Annotated in this window: 21 protein-coding genes; 5 read left to right on the forward strand and 16 right to left on the reverse strand. The window is 71.6% G+C overall.

Annotated elements, in window-relative coordinates; genetic code table 11:
- Positions 1-67: 67 nt before the first annotated feature.
- From IEZ19_RS35300 to IEZ19_RS35325, 6 genes are all read right to left on the reverse strand, one after another.
- Entirely contained in the window at positions 68-733 is a 666-nt protein-coding gene (locus IEZ19_RS35300; protein WP_189315465.1) for a response regulator, read from the reverse strand.
- The gene (locus IEZ19_RS35305) at positions 730-2,085 is read right to left on the reverse strand and encodes a sensor histidine kinase (protein WP_229841204.1); all 1,356 of its coding nucleotides are present in this window, start codon (positions 2,083-2,085) and stop codon (positions 730-732) included. The genes IEZ19_RS35300 and IEZ19_RS35305 overlap by 4 nt, the downstream gene beginning before the upstream one ends.
- 104 nt (positions 2,086-2,189) lie before the next feature.
- The gene (locus tag IEZ19_RS35310; protein WP_189315467.1) at positions 2,190-3,080 is read right to left on the reverse strand and encodes an alpha/beta hydrolase; all 891 of its coding nucleotides are present in this window, start codon (positions 3,078-3,080) and stop codon (positions 2,190-2,192) included.
- A gap of 189 nt (positions 3,081-3,269) precedes the next feature.
- A complete protein-coding gene (kynU, locus tag IEZ19_RS35315) occupies positions 3,270-4,487 on the reverse strand; it encodes a kynureninase (protein ID WP_189315468.1) in 1,218 nt (405 codons plus the stop codon).
- On the reverse strand, positions 4,480-5,328 hold the full coding sequence (locus tag IEZ19_RS35320; RefSeq protein ID WP_189315469.1) for a tryptophan 2,3-dioxygenase family protein: 849 nt from the start codon (positions 5,326-5,328) through the stop codon (positions 4,480-4,482). The genes kynU and IEZ19_RS35320 overlap by 8 nt, the downstream gene beginning before the upstream one ends.
- A gap of 144 nt (positions 5,329-5,472) precedes the next feature.
- On the reverse strand, positions 5,473-5,886 hold the full coding sequence (locus IEZ19_RS35325; RefSeq protein ID WP_189315470.1) for a DUF3151 domain-containing protein: 414 nt from the start codon (positions 5,884-5,886) through the stop codon (positions 5,473-5,475).
- A 127-nt stretch (positions 5,887-6,013) separates the two neighbouring features.
- On the opposite strand from IEZ19_RS35325, the gene IEZ19_RS35330 reads away from it, so the two are divergent.
- The gene (locus IEZ19_RS35330) at positions 6,014-6,574 is read left to right on the forward strand and encodes a hypothetical protein (RefSeq protein ID WP_189315471.1); all 561 of its coding nucleotides are present in this window, start codon (positions 6,014-6,016) and stop codon (positions 6,572-6,574) included.
- A gap of 27 nt (positions 6,575-6,601) precedes the next feature.
- On the opposite strand, the gene IEZ19_RS35335 is transcribed toward IEZ19_RS35330, so the two are convergent.
- From IEZ19_RS35335 to IEZ19_RS35370, 8 genes are all read right to left on the reverse strand, one after another.
- Entirely contained in the window at positions 6,602-8,083 is a 1,482-nt protein-coding gene (locus tag IEZ19_RS35335) for an MFS transporter (protein ID WP_189315472.1), read from the reverse strand.
- Positions 8,084-8,168: 85 nt separating this feature from the next.
- On the reverse strand, positions 8,169-9,191 hold the full coding sequence (fbaA, locus tag IEZ19_RS35340; RefSeq protein WP_189315473.1) for a class II fructose-bisphosphate aldolase: 1,023 nt from the start codon (positions 9,189-9,191) through the stop codon (positions 8,169-8,171).
- A 143-nt stretch (positions 9,192-9,334) separates the two neighbouring features.
- Positions 9,335-9,907 carry an orotate phosphoribosyltransferase gene (gene pyrE, locus IEZ19_RS35345; RefSeq protein ID WP_189315474.1) on the reverse strand — a complete coding sequence of 191 codons (573 nt, stop codon included), beginning with the start codon at positions 9,905-9,907 and terminating at the stop codon, positions 9,335-9,337.
- A 10-nt stretch (positions 9,908-9,917) separates the two neighbouring features.
- Positions 9,918-10,706, reverse strand: a complete 789-nt coding sequence (locus IEZ19_RS35350; RefSeq protein WP_189315475.1) for an aldose epimerase family protein — start codon at positions 10,704-10,706, stop codon at positions 9,918-9,920.
- Positions 10,707-10,742: 36 nt separating this feature from the next.
- On the reverse strand, positions 10,743-11,573 hold the full coding sequence (locus tag IEZ19_RS35355; RefSeq protein ID WP_189315476.1) for an SRPBCC family protein: 831 nt from the start codon (positions 11,571-11,573) through the stop codon (positions 10,743-10,745).
- Positions 11,574-11,636: 63 nt separating this feature from the next.
- Complete coding sequence (locus IEZ19_RS35360) at positions 11,637-13,289, reverse strand: polyamine aminopropyltransferase (RefSeq protein WP_189315477.1); 1,653 nt, start codon at positions 13,287-13,289, stop codon at positions 11,637-11,639.
- A gap of 53 nt (positions 13,290-13,342) precedes the next feature.
- Entirely contained in the window at positions 13,343-13,933 is a 591-nt protein-coding gene (locus tag IEZ19_RS35365; RefSeq protein ID WP_229841205.1) for a DUF2617 family protein, read from the reverse strand.
- 378 nt (positions 13,934-14,311) lie between these two features.
- Positions 14,312-14,626 (reverse strand): hypothetical protein, encoded by a 315-nt coding sequence (locus IEZ19_RS35370; RefSeq protein ID WP_189315478.1) that lies wholly within the window; start codon positions 14,624-14,626, stop codon positions 14,312-14,314.
- Between the two features lie 139 nt (positions 14,627-14,765).
- Here IEZ19_RS35370 and IEZ19_RS35375 point away from each other — a divergent pair, with 139 nt between their 5' ends.
- Both IEZ19_RS35375 and IEZ19_RS35380 read left to right on the forward strand, forming a co-directional pair.
- Complete coding sequence (locus IEZ19_RS35375) at positions 14,766-15,950, forward strand: pyridoxal phosphate-dependent aminotransferase (RefSeq protein WP_189315479.1); 1,185 nt, start codon at positions 14,766-14,768, stop codon at positions 15,948-15,950.
- Positions 15,951-16,047: 97 nt separating this feature from the next.
- Positions 16,048-17,247: a putative hexosyltransferase gene (locus IEZ19_RS35380; RefSeq protein WP_189315480.1), complete on the forward strand. Its 1,200-nt coding sequence runs from the start codon at positions 16,048-16,050 to the stop codon at positions 17,245-17,247.
- A gap of 13 nt (positions 17,248-17,260) precedes the next feature.
- Here IEZ19_RS35380 and IEZ19_RS35385 read toward each other — a convergent pair whose 3' ends face one another.
- Complete coding sequence (locus IEZ19_RS35385) at positions 17,261-17,791, reverse strand: type III secretion system chaperone family protein (protein ID WP_189315481.1); 531 nt, start codon at positions 17,789-17,791, stop codon at positions 17,261-17,263.
- Positions 17,792-17,930: 139 nt separating this feature from the next.
- On the opposite strand from IEZ19_RS35385, the gene IEZ19_RS35390 reads away from it, so the two are divergent.
- Positions 17,931-18,434 (forward strand): hypothetical protein, encoded by a 504-nt coding sequence (locus tag IEZ19_RS35390; RefSeq protein WP_189315482.1) that lies wholly within the window; start codon positions 17,931-17,933, stop codon positions 18,432-18,434.
- Positions 18,435-18,499: 65 nt separating this feature from the next.
- On the opposite strand, the gene clpB is transcribed toward IEZ19_RS35390, so the two are convergent.
- A complete protein-coding gene (gene clpB, locus IEZ19_RS35395; protein ID WP_189315483.1) occupies positions 18,500-21,097 on the reverse strand; it encodes an ATP-dependent chaperone ClpB in 2,598 nt (865 codons plus the stop codon).
- Between the two features lie 130 nt (positions 21,098-21,227).
- Here clpB and IEZ19_RS35400 point away from each other — a divergent pair, with 130 nt between their 5' ends.
- Positions 21,228-21,641, forward strand: coding sequence for a pyridoxamine 5'-phosphate oxidase family protein (locus IEZ19_RS35400; protein WP_189315484.1), 414 nt, complete (start codon positions 21,228-21,230; stop codon positions 21,639-21,641).
- The last annotated feature ends 164 nt before the right edge of the window (positions 21,642-21,805 follow it).

Genomic DNA, 21,805 nt, shown 5'->3' on the forward strand with positions numbered 1-21,805 from the left:
CGGCCCGAAACGGGCCCTTCGAGCGGCGGTCAGGGCGACGCCTTGCAGAGATTGCCGCCCTCACCTCTCACCCCGGCGTGACCAACCGCGCCTCGTAGGCGAACACCGCCGCCTGGGTCCGGTCCCGCAAGCCCAGCTTGACCAGGATCCGGCTCACGTGGGTCTTGATCGTCGACTCCGCCACCACCAGGCGCTCCGCGATCTCCGCGTTGGACAGGCCCTGGGCGATGAGGATCAGGACCTCCGTCTCCCGCTCCGTCAGGTCGCCGTACGCCGCATGGGCCGTCGGCATCAGCCGCGGCGTGTCCGCGAGCTTCGAGAACTCCGTGATCAGGCGTCTCGTCACCGAGGGGGCCAGAAGGGCTTCGCCCGATGCCACGACCCGCACCCCGTCCGCCAGTTGCCGCGCCGACGCGTCCTTCAGCAGGAAACCCGACGCCCCCGCGCGCAGCGCCTGGTACACGTACTCGTCCAGGTCGAACGTCGTCAGCACCAGCACCTTCGCCGCACCGTCCGCCGCCACGATCTCCCGCGTCGCCTCGATGCCGTTCAGCTCGGGCATGCGGATGTCCATCAGCACGACGTCGGGGGACAGCTCGCGAGCCCGGTCCACCGCCTCGCGCCCGTCGACCGCCTCGCCCACCACCTCGATGTCCGGCATCGCGCCCAGCAGCACCGAGAAGCCCTCGCGCACCATCATCTGGTCGTCCGCGATCAGTACCCGGATCGTCATGCCCGGCCCTCGCTCCCCTCGCTCACCACGGCGACGGGCAGGAACACCGCCACCTCGTACCCGCCCTCGTACGCCCCGCCGTCGATCCGCCCGGCCGTCATCTCACCGTTCAGCATGGAGACCCGCTCCCGCATCCCGGTTATCCCGTGCCCGGCACCCGGCGACGGCTTGATCAGGGCCGGCGCGGGCGGCGGGCCGTTGACGATGCGCAGGCCCAGCCCGCCCAGCACGTACCCGATCTCCACCCGCGCGCTCGCGCCCGGCGCATGCCGCAGCGCGTTGCTCAGCGCCTCCTGGACGATCCGGTACGCCGACAGTTCCACCCCCTGGGGGAGTTCCCGCACCGCGCCCGTCACCACCTTCTCGACCGCCGGTCCCGCCTCCCGCACGTTGTCGAGCAGCCTGTCCAGGTCGGCCAGCGTGGGCTGCGGGGCGTCCGGAGCCTCGTAGTCCTCGGCCCGTACGACACCCAGCACCCGACGCAGCTCCGTCAGCGCCGCCACCGCGTTCTCCCGGATCGTCGCGAAGGCCTTCGCCAGCTCCGGCGGCGGGTTCTCCACCCGGTAGGGCGCGGCCTCCGCCTGGATGGCGACCACCGACATGTGGTGGGCGACCACGTCGTGCAATTCACGCGCGATGGTGGTGCGCTCCTCCAGCAGGGTGCGGCGCGAGCGCTCGTGCGCGGTCACCGTCTGCTGGGCGGTCACCTCCTGCTGGGCGTCGCGGCGTATGTGGCCGACGGTGACGACGAGCAGGACCAGGGCGGAGAGGAACAGCATGGGGGCGTTGTCGCTGGCGAAGCCGCCGACGAGGGCGTCGGCCAGGAAGCCGTAGCCGGCCGTCACCAGCCACATCCAGGCCGCCGTACGCGGACGGGTGCGGATCGCCACCACCGTGAGCACCAGCAGGTGGGAGACGAAGTTGCCGGGCAGCCACGGCCAGTCGTTCCAGGGCGAGCTGAACGGCACGATCAACGTGGTCCCCAGCAGCGACAGCCAGAAGGCTCCGACCGGACGGACCAGCGTCAGCAGGACCGGGGCCAGGGCGAGAAGGCCGCTCAGGAGGCCCTTGCCGTCGTTGCTGCTGCTGGCCATCCCGGCGAGCAGCGCGACCGCCCCGCCCGCGACCACCGCCGCGTGCGGGGTCCAGGCCGCCCATTCCCGCTTACGGCCGCGCAGCCGGCGCGTGACGGGGCCGTCGACGCTCATACGGGGCAGCGGGCGGTAGGCGAAGGCGTCGTGGAACAGGTCCTGCCGCAGCCCGCGCAGGGCCCCCGCCACCGCCCGGACCTCGGGGCTGCGCCGTTTGTACACCTCGAACGTGCTCTGCGTGTGGGTCGTCTCCTCGGTCACGTTCAAGACGGTAGGCGGCGGGCAGGGGCGCGGTCGTCACCTGTGAGGCGGGTCATTCGGGGTCCGTCTCAAGTACTACGGCCGCCGGCCGGACATCACCGCGCTCACCAGGCCAGCTGCGCGATCTCCTCCGCCACCACCGCGCACGCGTCCGCAACCGGGTCGATCAGCGGGAAGTGGCCGACGTCCTCGAGGAGCGTCAGCCCCACCACCTCGCCGGCCTTCGCCGCCGCCTCCGCGTACGCCTCGGCGACGGCCTGCGGGACGACGATGTCGCTACGGCCCTGGACCAAGGTCGTCGCGATGCCGGTCGGGAGGAGCAGGGCGGGGTCGGCATACGGCTGCCGGTCCGCGAACTGGGCCTGGCCTCCGAGGAGTTGGAGTGCCGCGTTGCCGCACACGTCCAGCTTCTCCGCGACGGCGAAGTCGGCGATCGGGGCGAGCGCGACCACGCCTCGCAGGGCGGCGGGGGCGGCGGTGCGCCACGGGGCGTCGGCGGGGAGGACGTGCCGGGACGCGGCCCACAGTGCGAGGTGGCCGCCCGCCGAGTGGCCGGTGATCACCGTGCGGCGGGCGTCGGCCTGCGGTAGTGCTTCGCGGACGAGTGCGGGCAGGGCGTCCAGTGCGGCGGCCACGTCGTCGAAGGTGTCCGGCCAGCGGCCCGCGACCGGGCCGTCGCCGCCCTGGGACGGGAGGGCGGCGCCGCGGCGGTACTCGACGTTGGCCACGGCGAAGCCCCGGCGGGCCAGGTAGTCGGCGAACGGGGTGATGTGGTGGCGGTCGTACGGGGCCCGCCAGGCGCCGCCGTGCAGGACGACGATCAGAGGGGCCGGGGTGGACGCCGGTGCGGGTTCTTCGGTGCGCGGGGTGTAGAAGTCGATCACCTGGTCCGGGTGGTCCCCGTACGTGGCGGTGACGTCGGGGGCGACGGGCGGGTGCGAGAAGGCGGACTCCTCTTCGGCGGCGGCCCTGGCTGCGGCGGCGTCGTCCGGCATGCTCCAACCTCTCAGCGGCGTAACGGGGTTCGGCGGACCCGGGTGAGCTGGCGGTGACGGTACCAGGACCGTGACGTGGGTGTTTGTGCGTGGGGGTGGGGTGACTTGACGGTGTGGGTGCGTGACCCTGCGTGGGGGCGAGGGGTGGGCGCCGCTCTCAGCGGAACCCACCCCGCAGGCGGACGGAAGTTACAGAACCTCCCCGAGCACCCTGGCCGCCCTCTCCGCGTCCCCGAAGCCCACATACAGCGGGGTGAAGCCGAACCTCAGTACGTCCGGGTGGCGGAAGTCCCCCACCACCCCCCGCTCGATCAGCCGCTTCATCACGTCGCCGGCGATGGGGGCACCTCCCGCTCTAGCGAAGCCGAGAGTGGGGGAGCAGCGCAGGGCGATCTGGCTGCCGCGCTCCTCGTGCGCCTCCGGCGTCAGGGACTCGACGAGGCCCTCCGGGACGTACGCCCTGACGCACTCCAGGAAGAAGTCCGTCAGGGCGAGGGACTTGGCGCGGACCGCCGTCACCGTCACGCCCTCCCAGACCTCCAGCGCCGCCTCCAGGGCGAGCATGGAGAGGATGTCCGGGGTGCCGACCCGGCCGCGCAACGCGCCCGCCGCCGGTTCGTACGAGGACCGCATCCCGAACGGCTCCGCGTGCGAGTTCCAGCCCGGCAGCGGCGAATCGAAGCGGTCCTGCAGCTCACGGCGGACGTACAGGTACGCCGGTGAACCCGGGCCTCCGTTCAGGTACTTGTACGTGCAGCCCACCGCCAGGTCGACCCCGTGCTCGTCCAGCCCCACCGGCAGTGCGCCCGCCGTATGGCACAGGTCCCACACCGACACCGCGCCCGCCGCCCGCACCGCCGCCGTGAGCGACGGCAGGTCGTGGAGCCGGCCGGTGCGGTAGTCGGCGTGGTTGAGCAGGACGGCCGCCGTACGGTCGCTCAGCGCGTCCGCCACCTCGGCCGGCGTCACCGGACGCAGCACGCATCCCGTCATCCGGGCCGCCGACTCGGCGATATAGCCGTCCGTGGGGAAGGTCGTCGCGTCCACCAGGATCTCATCCCGGCCCCCACCCGCGAGCCGCACCGCACCCACAAGTGCCTTGAACACGTTGACACTTGTCGAATCACCCACCACGATCTGCCCCGGCGCCGCACCGACCAGCGGAGCGATCCGGTCGCCGATCCGCTCGGGCGCCGTCCACCAGCCGCTCTCCTCCCAGGAGCGGATGCGCAGCTCGCCCCACTCTCGGCGGACCACGTCGGCCACCCGGCCGGGGACGTTCGCGGGGAGCGCGCCGAGCGAGTTGCCGTCCAGGTACACCACGTCGTCGAGCACGAACCGGGAGCGCACCGGCGCCAGTTCGTCGGCGGCGTCCAGCTTCTCGGCGCGCAGCAGCAGCTCAGACATGGGACCTCGCCGTCCACAGCTCCGGGAACACGTTCTTCTGCGCGCGCTTCTCCAGCCAGGCCACCCCGGCGGAGCCGCCGGTGCCGGGCTTGGCGCCCATCGCGCGGCGGGTGGCGACCAGATGGTCGTTGCGCCAGCGCCAGACGAGCTCAGCGACGTCGGTCAACGCCTCGCCGAGCCGGGCGAGTTCGGCGTTCTGGTCGCCGGAGTAGACCGCCGTCCAGGCCGCCTCCACCGCGTCCGAGGGTTCGTGGCGCCGCGAGACATCACGTCCCAGCACCTCCTCCGGAATCGCGTACCCGCGGCGCGCGAGCAGCCGTACGACCTCGTCGTACAGGCTCGGCTCGTGCAGGGCCTTCTCCAGTTCGGCGTGGACGCGCGGGGCGCCCCGGTGCGGGACCAGCATGGACGCGGACTTCTCGCCGAGCAGGAACTCCATGCGGCGGTACATCGCCGACTGGAAGCCGGAGCCCTCGCCGAGCGCGGAGCGGTACGAGTTGAACTGGGCCGGCGTGAGCTGCCCGAGCGGCTGCCAGGAGGCGTTCAGCGCCTCCAGCTCACGGACCGACCGCTTCAGCGCGTCGATCGCGACCTGCACGTCGTCGGATCGCAGGGCCCGCGCGGCGGTCTCCCACTCGTGGACGATGACGGTGAACCACAGCTCCATGACCTGGGTCGTGACCAGGAAGACCATCTCTCCGGGGTCGTCGGAGAGGGTGTGCTGGAGGTGGGTGAGCACGTCCGCCCTGACGTAGTCCTCGTACGGCGTCGTGCCCGCGAAGTCGAGATGCGGGGTCTCGGGCTCAGCGGCCTCGGAAAGGGGGTGAGCCTGTTGGGACATCGCTGTCTCCTGTTGTACTCCGGGTAGCGGTCCGCCCCTGCCGATGCCGGCACGGGGGCCCCGGTCCCCACCGGCATCCTCCGTAATCACGCCGGTCACGGCAAGGCCCGCCTGCCGCCAGACGGGCCACACCGGGTACGACACTCAGCCCAGCGTCTGGGCCGCCGTCGGCGAGGAGTCCTTCAGGAACTGGCTGCAGCGCTCGTACTCCTCCTGCTCGCCGATCGCCTGTGCGGCGCGGGCGAGGGCGTGCAGGGCGCGCAGGAAGCCACGGTTGGGCTCGTGCTCCCACGGCACCGGGCCGTGCCCCTTCCAGCCGCTCCGGCGCAGGGCGTCCAGGCCGCGGTGGTAGCCCGTACGGGCGTAGGCGTACGACTCGACGACCGCGCCCCGCTCGAACGCCTCGTCGGCCAGCCGGGCCCAGGCGAGCGAGGAGGTGGGGTACTTGGCGGCGACATCGGCGGGCGCGGTGCCGTTCGCGAGCAGCTCCCGCGGCTCCGGGTCGTCGGGGAGGTGGGTCGGGGGCGGGCCCCCGAGGAGGTTCTCGTGAATGGTCATGGGTTCCAGTCTGCGTCATTGTCCTTGATCGGTAACAGTTGCGTGCGGCTCAGGGGGAGGCGGGGATTCCGGGCTCAGGCTGCGGCCACAGGACCGACGATCATGTCCATATCAACCGGGGGACCGCATGCGCACGCCGGCCGCCGCCGACCGTCGCAGGCTCCTGGCCCTCGGCGCCCTCACCGCCGCCGTCCTGACGACGGCCACCGCCTGTCAGCCGGACGGGAGCAGCGCAGAGCCCGCCCCGGCACCGACGTCCGCCTCCCAGGCACCCGCCACCGCCGCCCCGCCACCCTCTTCCGCAACGCCCACGGAGTCCGCCGAGACCCAGGACCAGGCCTGCCAGGGCGACTGGAACGACATCGACGTGCAGCTGTACGGCCACACCATCAGCAAGGACATCTTCCTGCTGACCGCCCAGGAGGGCCGCTGGACCTGTGCGAACCCGGACGCGCCGGTGTGGCACACGATCGGGCCCAAGCACCCGGTCCGGCTCGCCGATACGGCGCGGATCAGCGTGAACACGCCCTTCTACGACACGAACGTCAACAAGCCGATCGACGTCCAGACGTTCCTCGACAAGCTGGAGAGCGCGGTGGTGGCGGACGGGAACCGGCTCGTCTTCCGGTTCACCGCCGACCCCGGCAGCGGCTCGCTCACCATGCTCGATCAGCGCTGGAAGCCGTAGCCGGAAGCCCGTGTACGGGCGGTGCGGTCAACGGTGGAGGCCGTAGTCGGGCTCCGTGGCTCCTCGGCGCGGCTCCAGCGGGGGTGTCGTCACGTTGCCGTGGACGCGGCACTGCCTGTGCGTGCAGTCCGAAGGCGGGCGGCGGACCGTGGCGAAGGCGAGCAGAGAGCCGAGGACCAGGACGCCCGCGCAGATCGGCATCGCCCGGTCGAACGCGGCGTTGAAGGCGTCCGGCGAGCGGTAGGCCTCCGGGCCCATCCCGGCCAGCAGCGGCAGCGCGGCCACCGCGATCAGGCCGGCCGCGCGGGCCGCCGCGTTGTTGATGCCGCTGGCCAGGCCCGCCCGGTCGGTGTCCACGGAGGCCAGGACGGTGGAGGTGAGCGGGGCCACCAGGGTGACCATGCCCGCGCCCATCACCACCAGCGCGGGCAGCACGTCCACGAGATAGTGCGCGTCCTTGCCCACGCGCAGCATCAGCAGCAGCGCCACCGCGCACAGCAGCGGGCCCACGGTGAGCGGGATGCGCGGGCCGATCTTGTCGGCGAGGGCGCCCGAGCGGGCCGAGAAGAGGAGCATCAGCGCGGTCGTGGGCAGCAGGGCCGTACCGGCCTGGAGGGCCGAGTAGCCGGCCACTACCTGGAGCTGGAGCGCGGTGAGGAAGAAGAAGCCGCCGAAGGCCGCGTACACGCACAGGGTGACCAGGTTGACCGCGGTGAACTGGCGCGAGGCGAAGATGTCGAGCGGCATCATCGGATCGGGGCGCCGCTTCTCGACGTACACGAAGGCCACCCCGGCCGCGATGCCGGCCACCGCCATGACGGCGATGATCACCGAACCGCTGGTCGCCTCGATCAGGGCGTATGTCACCAGGGCGAGCGACAGCGCGCCCAGCACCGCGCCGAGGACGTCGAAGCGGCCGTGGCTCTTGCTGTCCCGTGACTCGGGTACGTGGCGCAGGGCGACGGGGGCGCAGACGAGGGCCAGCGGGACGTTGAGCAGGAACACCCAGCGCCAGCCGGGGCCGTCCACCAGCCAGCCGCCCAGGAACGGGCCGACGGCCGCGCCGATGCCCCCGAACCCGGACCACAGGCCGACGGCCTTCGCGCGGTCGTCCTCGTGGAAGGAGGCCTGGATGAGGGCGAGGGAGCCGGGCGTCAGGAGCGCGCCGCCGACGCCCTGGAGGGCGCGGGCCACGATGAGGGTGATGTCGTCGGGGGCGAGGCCGCACAGCAGGGACGCGGTCGCGAACCAGACGACACCGATCACGAACACCTTGCGGCGGCCGTAGTGGTCGCCGAGGGAGCCGCCGAGCAGGATCAGCCCGGCCAGGGTGAGCATGTACGCGTTGACCGTCCACTGGAGCGCGGCCAGGCTCGCGTTCAGGTCACGGCCGATGGTGGGTAGCGCGACGTTGACGACGGTGGAGTCCAGCATCGCCATGCTGGAGCCGAGCACCGTGGTGAACAGGATCCATTTGCCCTGGGGCGAGGCCAACCGGACAACGGGCATGCCCCTAGGTATACAGCGAGCCCGGCACCTGTGGCGCGGGCTCGCTGCGAATACGTCCGGGAACCGCGGGAAATGCAGCCGGGGTTTACTTGATCTTCGTGCCGGCCGACCGCAGGTTCTGCGTCGCCTCGACGACACGCGCGGCCATCGACGCCTCGGCGAGCTTGCCCCAGGTGCGCGGGTCGTAGGTCTTCTTGGAGCCGACCTCGCCGTCGACCTTCAGGACGCCGTCGTAGTTCTTGAACATGTGGTCGGCGACCGGCCGCGTGAAGGCGTACTGCGTGTCGGTGTCGATGTTCATCTTGACCACACCGTTCTCCAGCGCGGTCGCGATCTCCTGCCCGGTGGAGCCGGAACCGCCGTGGAAGACGAAGTCGAACGGCGACTGCTTGCCGAACTTGGCGGCGACGCCGTCGCTCAGCTCCTTCAGCAGCTCGGGACGCAGGACCACGTTGCCCGGCTTGTAGACGCCGTGCACGTTGCCGAAGGACGCGGCCAGCAGGTAGCGGCCCTTCTCGCCCAGGCCCAGCGCCTCGGCGGTGCGGATCGCGTCGTCGACCGTCGTGTACAGCGAGTCGTTGATCTCGTGCGAGACGCCGTCCTCCTCGCCGCCGGTCGGGGTGATCTCCACCTCGAGGATGATCTTGGCGGCCTGCGCGCGCTCGAGCAGCTCCTGCGCGATGGCGAGGTTGTCGGCGAGGGTCTCGGCGGAGCCGTCCCACATGTGCGACTGGAAGAGCGGGTTCTGCCCGGCCTTCACGCGCTCCTCGGAGATCGCGAGCAGCGGGCGCACGTACCCGTCGAGCTTGTCCTTCGGGCAGTGGTCCGTGTGCAGAGCGACCGTCACCGGGTACTTCTCGGCGATGATGTGCGCGTACTCGGCCAGGGCCCGGGCGCCGGTCACCATGTCCTTGCTGTACTGGCCACCCAGGAACTCGGCGCCGCCCGTGGAGATCTGGATGATGCCGTCGCTCTCCGCCTCCGCGAAGCCGCGCAGCGCCGCGTTCAGGGTCTGGGAAGAGGTGACGTTGATGGCCGGGTAGGCGAACTTGCCTGCCTTCGCCCGGTCGAGCATCTCGTTGTAGACCTCGGGGGTTGCGATGGGCATCTGTCCGCTCCTTGGGTGTGCGGGTCGGCGTTCTGCGTTACTACGGCCCTGACCTAGACCTGGGGTGACATCGTCGTCGTCCCCATCTTTCCAGACATGAGGGCCTGCTCGATGCCCGTGTCGAGGTGTGGTCGGGCGCCGCGTCAGTCGAGACCGAGGTCGTCCTTGGAGTAGGCGTAGAGGTACGGGACTCCCGTGCCCTGCTCGATCTTCTCGGCGGCGCCGGTCGCCCGGTCGACGATGGTCGCGACGGCGACGACCTCGGCGCCCGCCTCGCGGACGGCCTCGACGGCGGTCAGCGGCGAGCCGCCGGTGGTGGAGGTGTCCTCGACGACCAGCACCCGCCGGCCCCTGATCTCCGGACCCTCGACCCGGCGCTGCAGCCCGTGCGCCTTCGCGGCCTTGCGGACGACGAACGCGTCCAGCCTGCGGCCCCGGGCGGCGGCGGCGTGCAGCATCGCGGCCGCGACCGGGTCGGCGCCCATGGTGAGCCCGCCCACCGCGTCGAACTCCAGGCCGGCGGTCAGATCCAGGAGCACCTCGCCGACCAGCGGGGCGGCCTCGCCGTCGAGGGTGATGCGGCGCAGGTCGACGTAGTAGTCGGCCTCCAGACCCGACGACAGGGTCACCTTGCCGTGCACCACGGCCTTGTCCTTGATCTGCTGCAGCAGCGCGCCGCGTGCGCCTGGCCGCGTTGCTTCGTTGACGTCCGTCATGCCGACCAGCTTAGAGGCGGAGCCAGCGCCAGGTCGTCGAGGCCTCCAGCGGCTCCAGCGGTGTGACCAGGCGCGGGAGGGTGTTGAGGCCGTTGGGCGGGCCGGTCTGCGGCTCGACGCACACGGCGGCCTCCTGCTCGTCGTACACCACGACCCACTCCTCGCGGCTGGTCACCTTCAGCTCCAGCTGCCCCGGCCAGGTGAGGGTGACGTCGACGCCGCCGGGCATGCCGAAGCAGTCGTCCCAGGGCCCGGGCTCGGGGTCGATACGGTTGCCGGTGGGCAGATGGTCCTCGCCGCGCTCCTCCTGCCAGGCCGGGGTGAAGTCGACGCGTACGTCCTCGCCGCCGAGGTTCCGGTTGAACCAGGGGTGCCAGCCGATCTGTGCCGGGAAGGACGAGTCGTACGTCTCGACGGACATCGTCAGTGTCAGCGAGTCCTCGGTGAGGCCGACGACCTCGGTCACGCGGGCCGGATAGGGCCAGGGCTCCACCAGGTCGTAGGTGAGGGACGCCTCGTCCTTCGTGACGCGGGCGGTGCCCCAGGCGCCGTCCCGTGCGGTGCCGTGGATGGCGTGCGGCGGGGAGTTGAGCGGCATCTGGTGGACGGTGACGCCGTTCACGAAGCGGCCGTCCCTGATGCGGCCGCACCAGGGGACCATCGGGAAGCAGCCGAAACGGTCGCCCTGGCGGAGGAGTTCGGTACCGGCGATCCTCAGGCTTCCGATACGGCCACCGTTGCCGGGCCGCACGGCCACTTCGGCGTCGCCCGCGGTCAGCGTGATGTCTTCGTTACTCACGGGACGACTGTACTGGGGCGGTCGTTCCGGCGTCGGTCAGCGGCGTTTGCGCAGGGCTCGGCCGACGATGATCACCGAGGCGACGACGAGGGCGGCGGCGGGGGCCGCCCAGCGGAGGGTGGAGGCCGCGGCGACGGTCTGAGGGGCGGGGACGGGGGCGTAGCGGCCGCGGGGTGGCGCGTGGTCCACCTCTTCGGCGCTGCGGCCGATCATCGTGCGGCGTGCGTGCGCGGCTTCGGCGGGGGGTTCGTTGTCGTAGGCCGGCGACTCGGCTTCGCCGTCGCCGCCGTTCCGGCTCCCACCCGCACCACCCGTACCACTTTCGTCCTCGGGTGCGGGTGGCCCCTGCGCGGCGTCCTCGCCGTCGGCGGCCGCGGGGACATCCTCCCTGGCGTCCTGCTCCGCCGTCTCGCCCGTGGGCCCGGCCCCGGGTTCCGCATCCGCCCCCGGCGTCTGCGCCAGCCCCTCCACGAAACGGTTCAGCAAGCGGGTCGTCGACGCGAGCACCGAGTCCTGGGGCAGTTCCGACAGGCGGCCGTCCGCTGTCGCCGTGCCGTCGATCCTGATCGTCGTACCGGTCTCCGTCGGGTGGAGGCGGAGGGTCAGGGCCAGTTTCACCGTGCCGGTGCCCCGGGCCTCCGTCGCGTCACCCTCGATCGCATACGTACCGTCGTCACGCCTCGCCAGCCGTACGGCCCCGCGATACGTCACCGAGTGGCTGCCGACCCGGACCTTCAGGCGGCCGGCGATCGGTTCGGCGCCGGCGTCCTGCTGGAGCCCCGGCACCGCTCGCGCGACCCGCGCGGGATCGGCGAGGGCCTCCCTGAGCCGCTCGGCCGGAACCGGAACGAAGACCTCGTGCTCCATGTCGCCTGAGCCTACCCAGGAGTGGGCGGGAAGTATCGTTCCCTTCCCCGTAACTTCGTGTCCTCAATACCGCGGGTGCACCAACGTCGACGCCGGGAGTCGTTCCGGAACCCGGCTGCGTGCCGCCGACTCCTCGTCCGCGGTGAGGTCCGCCTGCGTCAGGGTGCGGAGGCGCGGGCCCCCGGGGTCCAGGGACAGACGGGGCGCCCGCTCGCCGCCCGAGGCGTCCACCGCCAGGATGAAACCCCAGTCGTGCGGGCCGTGCGACGCGGCGGCCGAGCGGTCGGGGCCCGGGGGGAAGTCGGAGTCGAGGCCGTGGACCCGGTAGGGGGTCGTCGCCAGGCCCGCCGCCCGCATCGTCGTGTCGACCGTCCAGAACGCGCGCGGCCGCACCGAGACCGGTCCCGCGTGCACCACCAGCCGACCCCCGGCACGCAGGACGCTGCGGGCGAGCCCGTAGAACTCCTCGGAGTACAGCTTCGTACTGGCCGTGATCCCGGGATCGGGCAGGTCCGCGATCACCACGTCGTACGCCGCCGAGGGCGTCCCGCGCAGCCGGCAGAACGCGTCATCCGTCGTCACGTGGACGCGCGGGTCGCCGTACGCGTGCTCGTTGAGCGCGGACAGGCCGGGGTCGTGGCGCGCCAACCGCACCAGGCCCGCGTCGAGTTCGACCACGTCGACCCGTCGTACGTCCGGGTAGCGGAGCACTTCGCGCACCGCCAGGCCGTCCCCGCCGCCGAGGATCAGCACGCGCGTGTGGGGACCGCTCATCGCGGGGTGGACCAGCGCCTCGTGGTAGCGGCGTTCGTCGTGGCCGCCGACCCGGAGCCGGCCGTCGAGGAACAGGTCGAGCGGGCGTCCCTTCATGCCGCCGATGAGGACGACCTCCTGCACGTCCGTCTGCAGCGCCACGCGCACCTTGCTGCCGTACACCGCCTGCCGCGCGGCCCGTTCGAAGTCACCCACGAGTGCGGCGGCCGAGGCGAGGACGACGAGGACGGCGAGGTTGGCGACGAGCAGCGCCCACCGGGCCCGGGGGGTCAGATCCCGGCGGAACAGGCCGAGGACGAGGGCGCCGCCGGCGACGGCGTTGACCGTGCCGGTGAGCAGTGTGCCGGTCAACTGGCCCAGGAACGGGAGCAGAAGGAAGGGGAAGGCCAGGCCGCCGACCAGCGCGCCGACGTAGTCCGCGGCGAACAGGTCGGCCACCGCGCCGCCCGCGTCCTGGCGGCGGATGCGCTGGATCAGCTCCATCAGCAGCGGCACCTCTGCGCCGATGAGCAGGCCGATGGCCAAGGAGAAGGCGACCAGCAGCCAGCGAGGGCCGTTCGCCCACAGGCCGCCCCAGCCGCCGGTCCACGCGAAGACGGCGTACAACGCCATGGCGCTGCAGCCGCCGACGAGCGCGAGGGCCGCCTCCACCGCGCCGAAGCCGATGGCCGCGTTCCCGGACAGACGCTTCGCCGCGAGGGAGCCGATACCCATCGCGAACACCATGACGGACAGCACGACGGAGGCCTGGGTGACCGAGTCGCCGATCAAGTAGGAGGCGAGGGCGACGAGTTCGAGCTCGTACACGAGTCCGCAGGCCGCACAGACGAAGACGCCCGCGAGGACCAGGAACCGCCCGGTCGCCGGCCGGACGGGCAACCGCGCAGGACCGCGCCAGGGCGAGGGGACGCTCTGGCGGGCGGGGGCGTGCGATTCGATCACTCTGCGACGTTACGTCACACGCCGGGCACGCTTCGTCACCCACACGTGTGGATCTAGCCGATCTTGACGCGTCGCGTGCTCGTGTCGCTCCGGTCGGTGCGCGGCTCCGCCCGGCCGTCGTCGGCGAGTCGGGAAGCCCGCGCCCGTACGCCGACCCGCGTGCGCGTCGCCACCAACTGGCCGTCCTGCGGATACGCGTGCCACGTACGCCAGTGCACCTGGCCCTCGTGCCGGTGCGCGAGCATCGCCGTGAACGCGTGCGGGCTGCCCGGGAAGACACCGGCGAGACCGTGCGGATGGTCGGTGACCAGGGCCAGCAACTCCTGGGCGCGGCCCGCGAAGGAGCCGGGCGTGAGGACTTCGACACGCGCCGCGAACTCGTACTCCCAGTCGCCGACGCCCTTGGCGACGCCCAGCGGAAGGGGCGTACTGGACCCCGGCAGACACGCCACCGTCTCCGAACAGCCGCCCCGCTCCCCCTCCATGAGCACCTGGTGGGACGCGCCGAGCAGGCGCAACTGCAGCTTCGTCTTGGCCAGTTCGAGGTCGAGCGTGGCCAGGGCGGGGAGCGGCTCGCGCCCCAGGGCCCAGGCGAGGTCGGACGCGGACGTGTCTGTGTAGGAGGTGTTCAGGGTCGTGAGCATGGATCGGCTCCGCTAGCACGCAGATGAAGAAGGAGTGTGGTCCGGCGCACCCGGTCGACACCGTTCGACACCGGGAGTTCGGCCACGTCAGCCCGGTCGGCCCAGCCCGTCCGGTCGGGAGCGGGTGTCCGCAGGACGTCCGAGGGGCTGCGTTGGCGATTCAGAGGGAATCATGAACTGTGGCGCCGCACAGCGTTTTTACCCAACTTCGTGGGGTTTCCATCCGTCAGAGCGCTACTCAGCTCAATTGTTCAACCACCGCGCGCGCCCGGCGCGTGCCGGTACGAGCGCGTGCCCGCCGGATTCCCCCTGTCCGGCGGGCACGCATGTGCGGCCCGGATACGGCTCCCCCTGCGCATGGAGCTCAGCTGCCCCGTGTCAGCTGCCTCCGCCGCATCCGCCCCCGCCGCCGCACGACGAACCCCCGCCGCAGGACGAGCCGCCGCCGCACGAGTGACCGCCCCCGCAGGAGTGCCCACCGTGTCCCCCGTGTCCGCCGTGCCCGCCCGAGGACGAGCCGCACGACGAGCCGGCGGCACCGGCTCCGCCCGCCCACCAGCTGCTGCCGCTGCCACCGCGGGAGCGCCGACCGCGCTTGTTCAGTGCCACCCCGCGCCTGTTCCGGCGCGCTCCGCTCACCACGGCCCCGACGAACAGGACCGCGATCACCGCCAGGATGATGCCGAAGACCATGGCGTCACCCTCCTTCCGGTTCCCCCGAAGCGGCCCCCCGTGGGCGCCTCGACGTGGCGTCACCGCCGCGTGAACGGGGAATGCCCAGCCGCCCCACCGGCCAAAGCAGAGTTGAGGAAGTCCAGAGCTTGGGCGCAGGATGACGCGCATGACTACGAGCGCACGCCCCTTCCTCAACCGCCGGCTCACCGAGTTCGGGACGACGATCTTCGCCGAGATGTCGGCGCTGGCCGTGCGGACCGGGTCGATCAACCTCGGGCAGGGCTTCCCCGACACGGACGGTCCCGAGGAGGTCCGGGAGGCGGCCGTACGGGCGCTGCGCGACGGGCACGGCAACCAGTACCCGCCGGGGCCGGGCGTGCCCGAGCTGCGCACGGCGATCGCTGCGCACCAGCTGCGGCGCTACGGACTGTCGTACGACCCCGACACCGAGGTGCTCGTGACGGCGGGTGCGACGGAGGCGATCGCGGCTGCGCTGCTGGCGCTGCTCGAGCCGGGGGACGAGGTCGTCGCGTTCGAGCCGTACTACGACTCCTACGCCGCCGGTATCGCCCTGGCGGGCGGCACGCGCGTACCGGTCACCCTGCGGCCGCACGAGGGCGGTTTCCGGCTCGACCTGGACGAGCTGCGCGCCGCGGTGACGGACCGGACCCGGCTGCTGCTGATCAACACGCCGCACAATCCGACGGGCGCGGTGCTGACGCGCGCGGAGCTGACGGCGGTCGCGGAGCTGGCGGTGGAGCGGGATCTGCTGGTGGTGACGGACGAGGTGTACGAGCACCTGGTCTTCGACGACGCCGAGCACGTGCCGCTGGCGACGCTCCCCGGGATGCGCGAGCGCACGGTCACGATCGGCTCGGCGGGCAAGACGTTCTCCTTCACGGGCTGGAAGGTCGGCTGGGTGACGTCGACGCCGGAACTGGTGGGTGCCGTCCGCTCGGTGAAGCAGTTCCTGACGTACGTGTCGTCCGGGCCGTTCCAGTACGCGGTGGCCGAGGCGCTGTCGCTGCCCGACTCCTACTTCGAGTCGTTCCGTGCGGACCTGTGCGCGAAGCGCGACCTGCTGGCGACGGGGCTCGCGGAAGCGGGCTTCGAGGTCTTCCGCCCGGCGGGCACGTACTTCATCACGACGGACGTCCGCCCCCTCGGCGAGAAGGACGGCTTCGCCTTCTGCCGAGCCCTGCCGGAACGGGCCGGGGTGGTGGCGATCCCGAACGCGGTCTTCTACGACAACCGCGACGAGGGCGCCCCCTTCGTCCGCTTCGCCTTCTGCAAGCGCGAGGAGGTCCTGGCGGAAGCGGTGAACCGCCTACGGCGCCTGTAGCCGCCTGTCACGTCGCCACGCCGAGTGACGTGGCAGCACACCCTGTCAGACGTCCAAGGGTCGCGGTCCGGGGCCGCCCATTGCAGTGTGCGGAAATGTGACCTACGTCAGTACCACTCTCGCCCCGCCCGCCGTCACGCAGCAGCCCGGTCCCCGGGAACGGGTCCGGCCCCGGTTGTCGCTCGCCGCCGCCGGTGGGGTCGCGCTCGGGATGTTCGCCGCTGCCCGGCTCACCGGTGTGGTCGTGCTCTCCCTGGTCGCCTGGGCCACCGGCAAGCAGCCGCTCGCGCTGCTCGGGCGGTCCTGGGACTCGGCCTGGTACCTGGGCATCGCCGCGCACGGGTACGTCCGCACCCTGTACTTCCGGCCCACCGTCGTCCACAGCGACCTCGCGTTCTTCCCGCTCTACCCGGGGCTGGTCAGGGCCGTCACCGCCGTGACCCCGCTCGGCGGAGGCGCCGCCGGGCTCCTGGTGTCCTGGGCCGCCGCCGGTGCCGCCGCCTGCGGGATCTACGCCGTGGGCGCCCGGCTGCACGGCAAGGGAGTCGGTACCGCGCTCGTCCTGCTGTGGGGACTGCTCCCGCACTCCGTCGTGCTGTCGATGGCGTACACGGAGCCCGTGCTCACCGCCTTCGCCGCCTGGTCGCTGTACGCGGTGCTGAGCGGGAACTGGATCTGGGCCGGCGCGCTGGCCGCGCTCGCCGGGCTGTCCCGGCCCAACGGCATCGCGGTGGCCGCCGCCGTCCTCGCCGCCGCGGCCTGCGAGATGTGGCGGCGGCACGGAAGGGTTTCCCACAGGCTGTGGACGGGGGTTCTGCTCGCCCCGCTCGGGTGGAGCGCCTATGTGCTGTGGGTCGGGCAGCGGAAGGGGGATCTGCTGGGCGGCTATTTCGAGGTACAGCGGCTGTGGGGGTCCCGGTTCGACCTCGGGCGCGGGTCGCTGCACTTCGTGCACGAGATGCTGCTGCACAGCAACCGGTTCGTCTTCCCGATGACCATGGTGATCGTCGCCGCCGGTGTGCTGCTGTACGCGCTGCTCGTCGCCGACCGGGCGCCCCTCCCGCTCCTCGTCTACACCGGCGTCCTGCTGCTCATCGCCCTCGGCGGCTCCGGCTTCTTCGAGTCCAAGCCGCGCTTCCTGCTCCCCGCGTTCCCGTTGCTGGTACCGCTGGCCCGAGCCCTGGTGCGGACGGCGAAGGCCCGGCCCTGGCACGCGACCCTGGTGGTCGGCGCCCTGGCCGGGCTCTCCTTCGTGTACGGCGCGTATCTGGTCGTGATCGCGCACACACCGCTGTAGGGCGACGGGGCGACTACTCCTCGTCGTCCTCGGGCTTGTCGGCCTCGTTGATCTCCTGCTCGAGGCCAAGCTGCTCGACGAGCCACCGGTCGAACTCGATCGCGGCCCGCACCCAGCTGACCGTCGACGAGACGAAGTGGTTGAGGTCGACGCCGGTGCCGATCAGCATCTGCGCCTCACCGATGAGGCGGACGGTGCCGTCGTCGTGGGTGTGGCTGTACACCTTCGGCCACAACGTCCGCCGGTTCCAGTCGTCGATCGACTCGAGAAGCTGCGGCTTCTCGTCGATCTTGTGGGGGCGGTCGTAGAAGGTCCGCACCGAGAAGACCGCCTGTTCGGCCTCCCCGCGGAACATGAAGTACGTACGGAACTGCTCCCACGGCGCCGCGAGGTCTCCCTCTTCGTCGACGACGTACTTGAGCTCCATCTGGTCGAGGAGCTGCTTCACGAGGTCCTGATCCGGGACGACGGGGCCCGCCGGTCCTTGGGGCTGCGGCTCGGGCTGGCCCCCGAAGTTCGGAATCGAGGACGGGTCGATGCTCACCGTGTTTTTCCCTTCGTACGGATTCCGCCATCCTCCCCCATGCGGGGAGGGGGGTGGCAAGCCCCGACGTGGCCTGTCGGCCCTCGGCTGACATGATCTGGCCGGTCGACGACGACCGGAACGCGGGCAGGGGGGCTCGATGGCGGGCGTGCGGGGCGGTACGGCGGGTGCGCGGGCGGGCCGGGGACGGACCCGGTGGGGGGTGTTCGCGGTGGTCATGGCCCTGCCGACGCTGCTCGTGGCCGGGGTGGCCGCGGTGGCGATCTGGTTCATGACCTCGGACTACCCCCTCGGCGGAGAGCCCGAGGACGTGCCGTGCGCGGAGGCGCTCGACTTCGGCGGGGCGAAGCTGCCGAAGGGGGCGTACGACGGGCAGTGCACGGTGCAGACCTGGCTGGACACGGACTATCACGCCGCGTTCCGGATGCCGCGGGCGGACGTGCGGAAGTGGCTGGCGGACACCTATCCCGAGGCTCCGGAGCCGGGTACCGACCTGTGCGACACCGACGCCGATCTCTGTCTGAATCTGAACACGCAGTACGCGACGCCCCCGGACGGCGCCGGTGCCGACGCGGTGACCGTGAACGTGACGTACGAGGACGCCGGCACCGCGGTGGTGTTCTTCTCGGCGTTCACCGTCTGACGGCCGCACGCGCGACGGCCCGCCCCCGGGGACGAGGGGCGGGCCGTCGCGTGGTGCCGGACTGGTCAGAGGGTCTTGCCGGTGGCCGGGCCGACGATCAGGCCGTCGCCGAAGGCGTCCACGCGGACCGTGTCACCGTCCTTGACCTCGCCGCCGAGGATCTCCTTGGCCAGACGGTCGCCGATCGCGGTCTGCACCAGGCGGCGCAGCGGACGGGCACCGTACGCCGGGTCGTTGCCCTCCCGGGCGAGCCAGGCCAGGGCCTCCTCGGTGACGTCCAGGCTGAGCCGGCGCTCCGCCAGCCGCTTGGCCAGGCGGTCGATCTGCAGCCGGGCGATCCGGGCCAGCTCCTCCTGGGTCAGGGCCGAGAAGACGACCAGGTCGTCGAGCCTGTTGAGGAACTCCGGCTTGAAGGAGGCCCGGACGACCTCCAGGACCTGCTCCTTCTTCTCGTGTTCACTGGTCAGCGGCTCCACGAGGAACTGGCTGCCCAGGTTGGACGTCAGCACCAGGATCGTGTTGCGGAAGTCGACCGTACGCCCCTGACCGTCCGTCAGGCGGCCGTCGTCCAGCACCTGCAGGAGGATGTCGAAGACCTCGGGGTGCGCCTTCTCGACCTCGTCGAGCAGCACCACGCTGTACGGCCGGCGGCGCACCGCCTCCGTCAGCTGGCCGCCCTCCTCGTAGCCGACGTACCCGGGGGGCGCGCCGACCAGCCGGGCCACGCTGTGCTTCTCGCTGTACTCCGACATGTCGATACGGACCATGGCCCGCTCGTCGTCGAAGAGGAAGTCGGCGAGCGCCTTGGCGAGTTCGGTCTTGCCGACACCCGTCGGGCCGAGGAACAGGAACGAACCGGTGGGGCGGTCCGGGTCGGCGATACCGGCCCGGCTGCGGCGCACCGCGTCCGACACGGCCCGCACGGCCTCGGTCTGCCCGATGAGCCGGCGGCCCAGCTCGTCCTCCATGCGCAGCAGCTTCTGCGTCTCGCCCTCCAGCAGACGGCCGGCCGGGATGCCGGTCCAGGAGGCGACGACGTCGGCGATGTCGTCCGGGCCGACTTCCTCCTTGACCATCGTGTCCTTCGCGACCTCCTCCTCGGCCTCCGAGGCGGCCTCCAGGTCCCGCTCGAGCTGCGGGATCTCGCCGTACAGCAGCTTGGAGGCGGTGTCGAAGTCACCGTCCCGCTGGGCGCGCTCGGCCTGGCCGCGCAGTTCGTCGAGCTTCTCCTTCAGCTCGCCGACCCGGTTGAGGGACTGCTTCTCCTTCTCCCAGCGGGCGTTGAGGCCGCGCAGCTCCTCCTCCTTGTCGGCGAGGTCGCGGCGCAGCTTCTCGAGGCGCTCCTTGGAGGCCTGGTCGGTCTCCTTGCTGAGCGCCAGCTCCTCCATCTTCAACCGGTCGACGGCGCGCTGGAGTTCGTCGATCTCGACGGGGGACGAGTCGATCTCCATGCGCAGCCTGGAGGCCGCCTCGTCGACGAGGTCGATGGCCTTGTCGGGCAGGAAGCGCGAGGTGATGTAGCGGTCGGAGAGGGTGGCCGCGGCCACCAGCGCGCTGTCCGCGATCTGCACCTTGTGGTGGGCCTCGTAACGGCCCTTGAGCCCGCGCAGGATCGCGATGGAGTCCTCGACGCTCGGCTCGGCGACCAGCACCTGCTGGAAGCGCCGCTCGAGCGCCGGGTCCTTCTCGATCCGCTCGCGGTACTCGTCGAGCGTGGTCGCGCCGACCATGCGCAGCTCGCCGCGGGCCAGCATGGGCTTGAGCATGTTGCCCGCGTCCATGGCGGAGTCGCCGCCGGCGCCCGCGCCGACGACCGTGTGCAGCTCGTCGATGAAGGTGATGATCTGCCCGTCGGAGTCCTTGATCTCCGCGAGGACGGTCTTCAGCCGCTCCTCGAACTCACCGCGGTACTTGGCCCCGGCCACCATGGCGCCGAGGTCCAGCGCGACGAGCCGCTTGTCCTTGAGGGACTCGGGCACGTCGCCCTTCACGATCCGCTGGGCGAGTCCCTCGACGACGGCGGTCTTGCCGACGCCGGGCTCACCGATGAGCACGGGGTTGTTCTTGGTCCGCCGGGACAGCACCTGGACGACCCGCCGGATCTCCTGGTCCCGGCCGATGACGGGGTCGAGCTTCCCGTCGCGCGCGGCGGCGGTGAAGTCGGTGCCGAACTTCTCGAGGGCCTTGTACTGGCCCTCGGGGTCGGCGGTGGTCACGCGGCGTCCTCCCCTGGCCTTCTGGAAGGCCTCCTGCAGCTTCTTGGCACTGGCCCCCTGCTGTGAGAGCACCTCGCCGGCGGAGCCGCCCTTCGCGGCGATGCCGATGAGCAGGTGCTCGGTGGAAAGGTACTCGTCCCCGAGTTCCTTCGCCCGCTCGGCCGCGTCGGCGAGGACGGCGAGCAGCTCGCGGTTGGGCTGCGGCGGGGCGACGGTGGACCCGGCCACGCTGGGCAGCGACGCCAGCACGCGCTCGGTCCCGGAGCGCACGGCGGCCTGGTCCGCGTCGACGGCGGCCAGGAGGTCGGTGATGTTCTCGTTGTCCTGCCCCTGGAGCAGAGCCAGGAGCAAGTGGGCGGGCGTGAGGTCCGGGTGCCCCTCGGTCACGGCGCGGTTGCTCGCCGCGTTGATCGCGTCCCGGCTCCTGTTGGTCAGCTCGGCATCCACGTTCGCGTTCTCCTCCTCGGCGTCGGCTTGTCTGCCACGTCTCCCAGTGCTGACTTAACCAACGTACACAAAGTTGAGTCTATTCCACTCAAGGTGAGACCGGGGAGCCTTCTGGGGCTAGCTTCCAGGCATGAGCAGACACTCCGTGGACCCGGGCGCCCCGGACGCGCCGTACCTCGCCTTCTGGCGGGAGCGCCATCTGTGCACCCTGACCACGCTCCGCCCGGACGGCAGCCCGCATGTCGTGCCCGTCGGAGTGACGTACGACCCGGAGACGCGACTGGCGCGGGTGATCACGAACAAGTCGAGCACGAAGGTGTCGCACGTGCGCGCGGCCGGAGAGGCGGGCGCCCGGGTCGCCGTCTGCCAGGTGGACGGCCGGCGCTGGGCGACCCTGGAAGGCCGGGCCTTCGTCCGCACGGACCCGGCGAGGATCGTGGACGCGGAGCGGCGCTACGCCGAGCGCTACGGGAGGGTTCCCTCGCCGAACCCGTCCCGGGTGGTGATCGAGATCGAGCTGGAACGGGCGTTGGGGCGGGGCTGACACCGCTGGGCGCGACTGACGGATTTCAGCCACTGTGGACGACCATGGAAAGGCGTCGGAACCCTGAAATGTCCCCAGAAACTGCAGCGGCGTCACCGTGTTCAGGTCACGGTGACGCCGCTGCGGGGGGAAGTACCTGAGCGATCTTTTACGACGGGGGAATC

Source organism: Streptomyces brasiliensis, assembly GCF_014647875.1.
Lineage (GTDB): Bacteria > Actinomycetota > Actinomycetes > Streptomycetales > Streptomycetaceae > Streptomyces > Streptomyces brasiliensis.

Bases quoted from the DNA above. Each gene is read 5' to 3' on its own strand.
- IEZ19_RS35300 (WP_189315465.1), bottom strand. From the start codon at position 733: ATGACGATCCGGGTACTGATCGCGGACGACCAGATGATGGTGCGCGAG.
- IEZ19_RS35310 (WP_189315467.1), bottom strand. From the start codon at position 3,080: ATGCCGGACGACGCCGCCGCAGCCAGGGCCGCCGCCGAAGAGGAGTCC.
- kynU (WP_189315468.1), bottom strand. From the start codon at position 4,487: ATGTCTGAGCTGCTGCTGCGCGCCGAGAAGCTGGACGCCGCCGACGAA.
- IEZ19_RS35320 (WP_189315469.1), bottom strand. From the start codon at position 5,328: ATGTCCCAACAGGCTCACCCCCTTTCCGAGGCCGCTGAGCCCGAGACC.
- IEZ19_RS35325 (WP_189315470.1), bottom strand. From the start codon at position 5,886: ATGACCATTCACGAGAACCTCCTCGGGGGCCCGCCCCCGACCCACCTC.
- IEZ19_RS35330 (WP_189315471.1), top strand. From the start codon at position 6,014: ATGCGCACGCCGGCCGCCGCCGACCGTCGCAGGCTCCTGGCCCTCGGC.
- IEZ19_RS35335 (WP_189315472.1), bottom strand. From the start codon at position 8,083: ATGCCCGTTGTCCGGTTGGCCTCGCCCCAGGGCAAATGGATCCTGTTC.
- fbaA (WP_189315473.1), bottom strand. From the start codon at position 9,191: ATGCCCATCGCAACCCCCGAGGTCTACAACGAGATGCTCGACCGGGCG.
- pyrE (WP_189315474.1), bottom strand. From the start codon at position 9,907: ATGACGGACGTCAACGAAGCAACGCGGCCAGGCGCACGCGGCGCGCTG.
- IEZ19_RS35355 (WP_189315476.1), bottom strand. From the start codon at position 11,573: ATGGAGCACGAGGTCTTCGTTCCGGTTCCGGCCGAGCGGCTCAGGGAG.
- IEZ19_RS35365 (WP_229841205.1), bottom strand. From the start codon at position 13,933: ATGCTCACGACCCTGAACACCTCCTACACAGACACGTCCGCGTCCGAC.
- IEZ19_RS35370 (WP_189315478.1), bottom strand. From the start codon at position 14,626: ATGGTCTTCGGCATCATCCTGGCGGTGATCGCGGTCCTGTTCGTCGGG.
- IEZ19_RS35375 (WP_189315479.1), top strand. From the start codon at position 14,766: ATGACGCGCATGACTACGAGCGCACGCCCCTTCCTCAACCGCCGGCTC.
- IEZ19_RS35390 (WP_189315482.1), top strand. From the start codon at position 17,931: ATGGCGGGCGTGCGGGGCGGTACGGCGGGTGCGCGGGCGGGCCGGGGA.
- IEZ19_RS35400 (WP_189315484.1), top strand. From the start codon at position 21,228: ATGAGCAGACACTCCGTGGACCCGGGCGCCCCGGACGCGCCGTACCTC.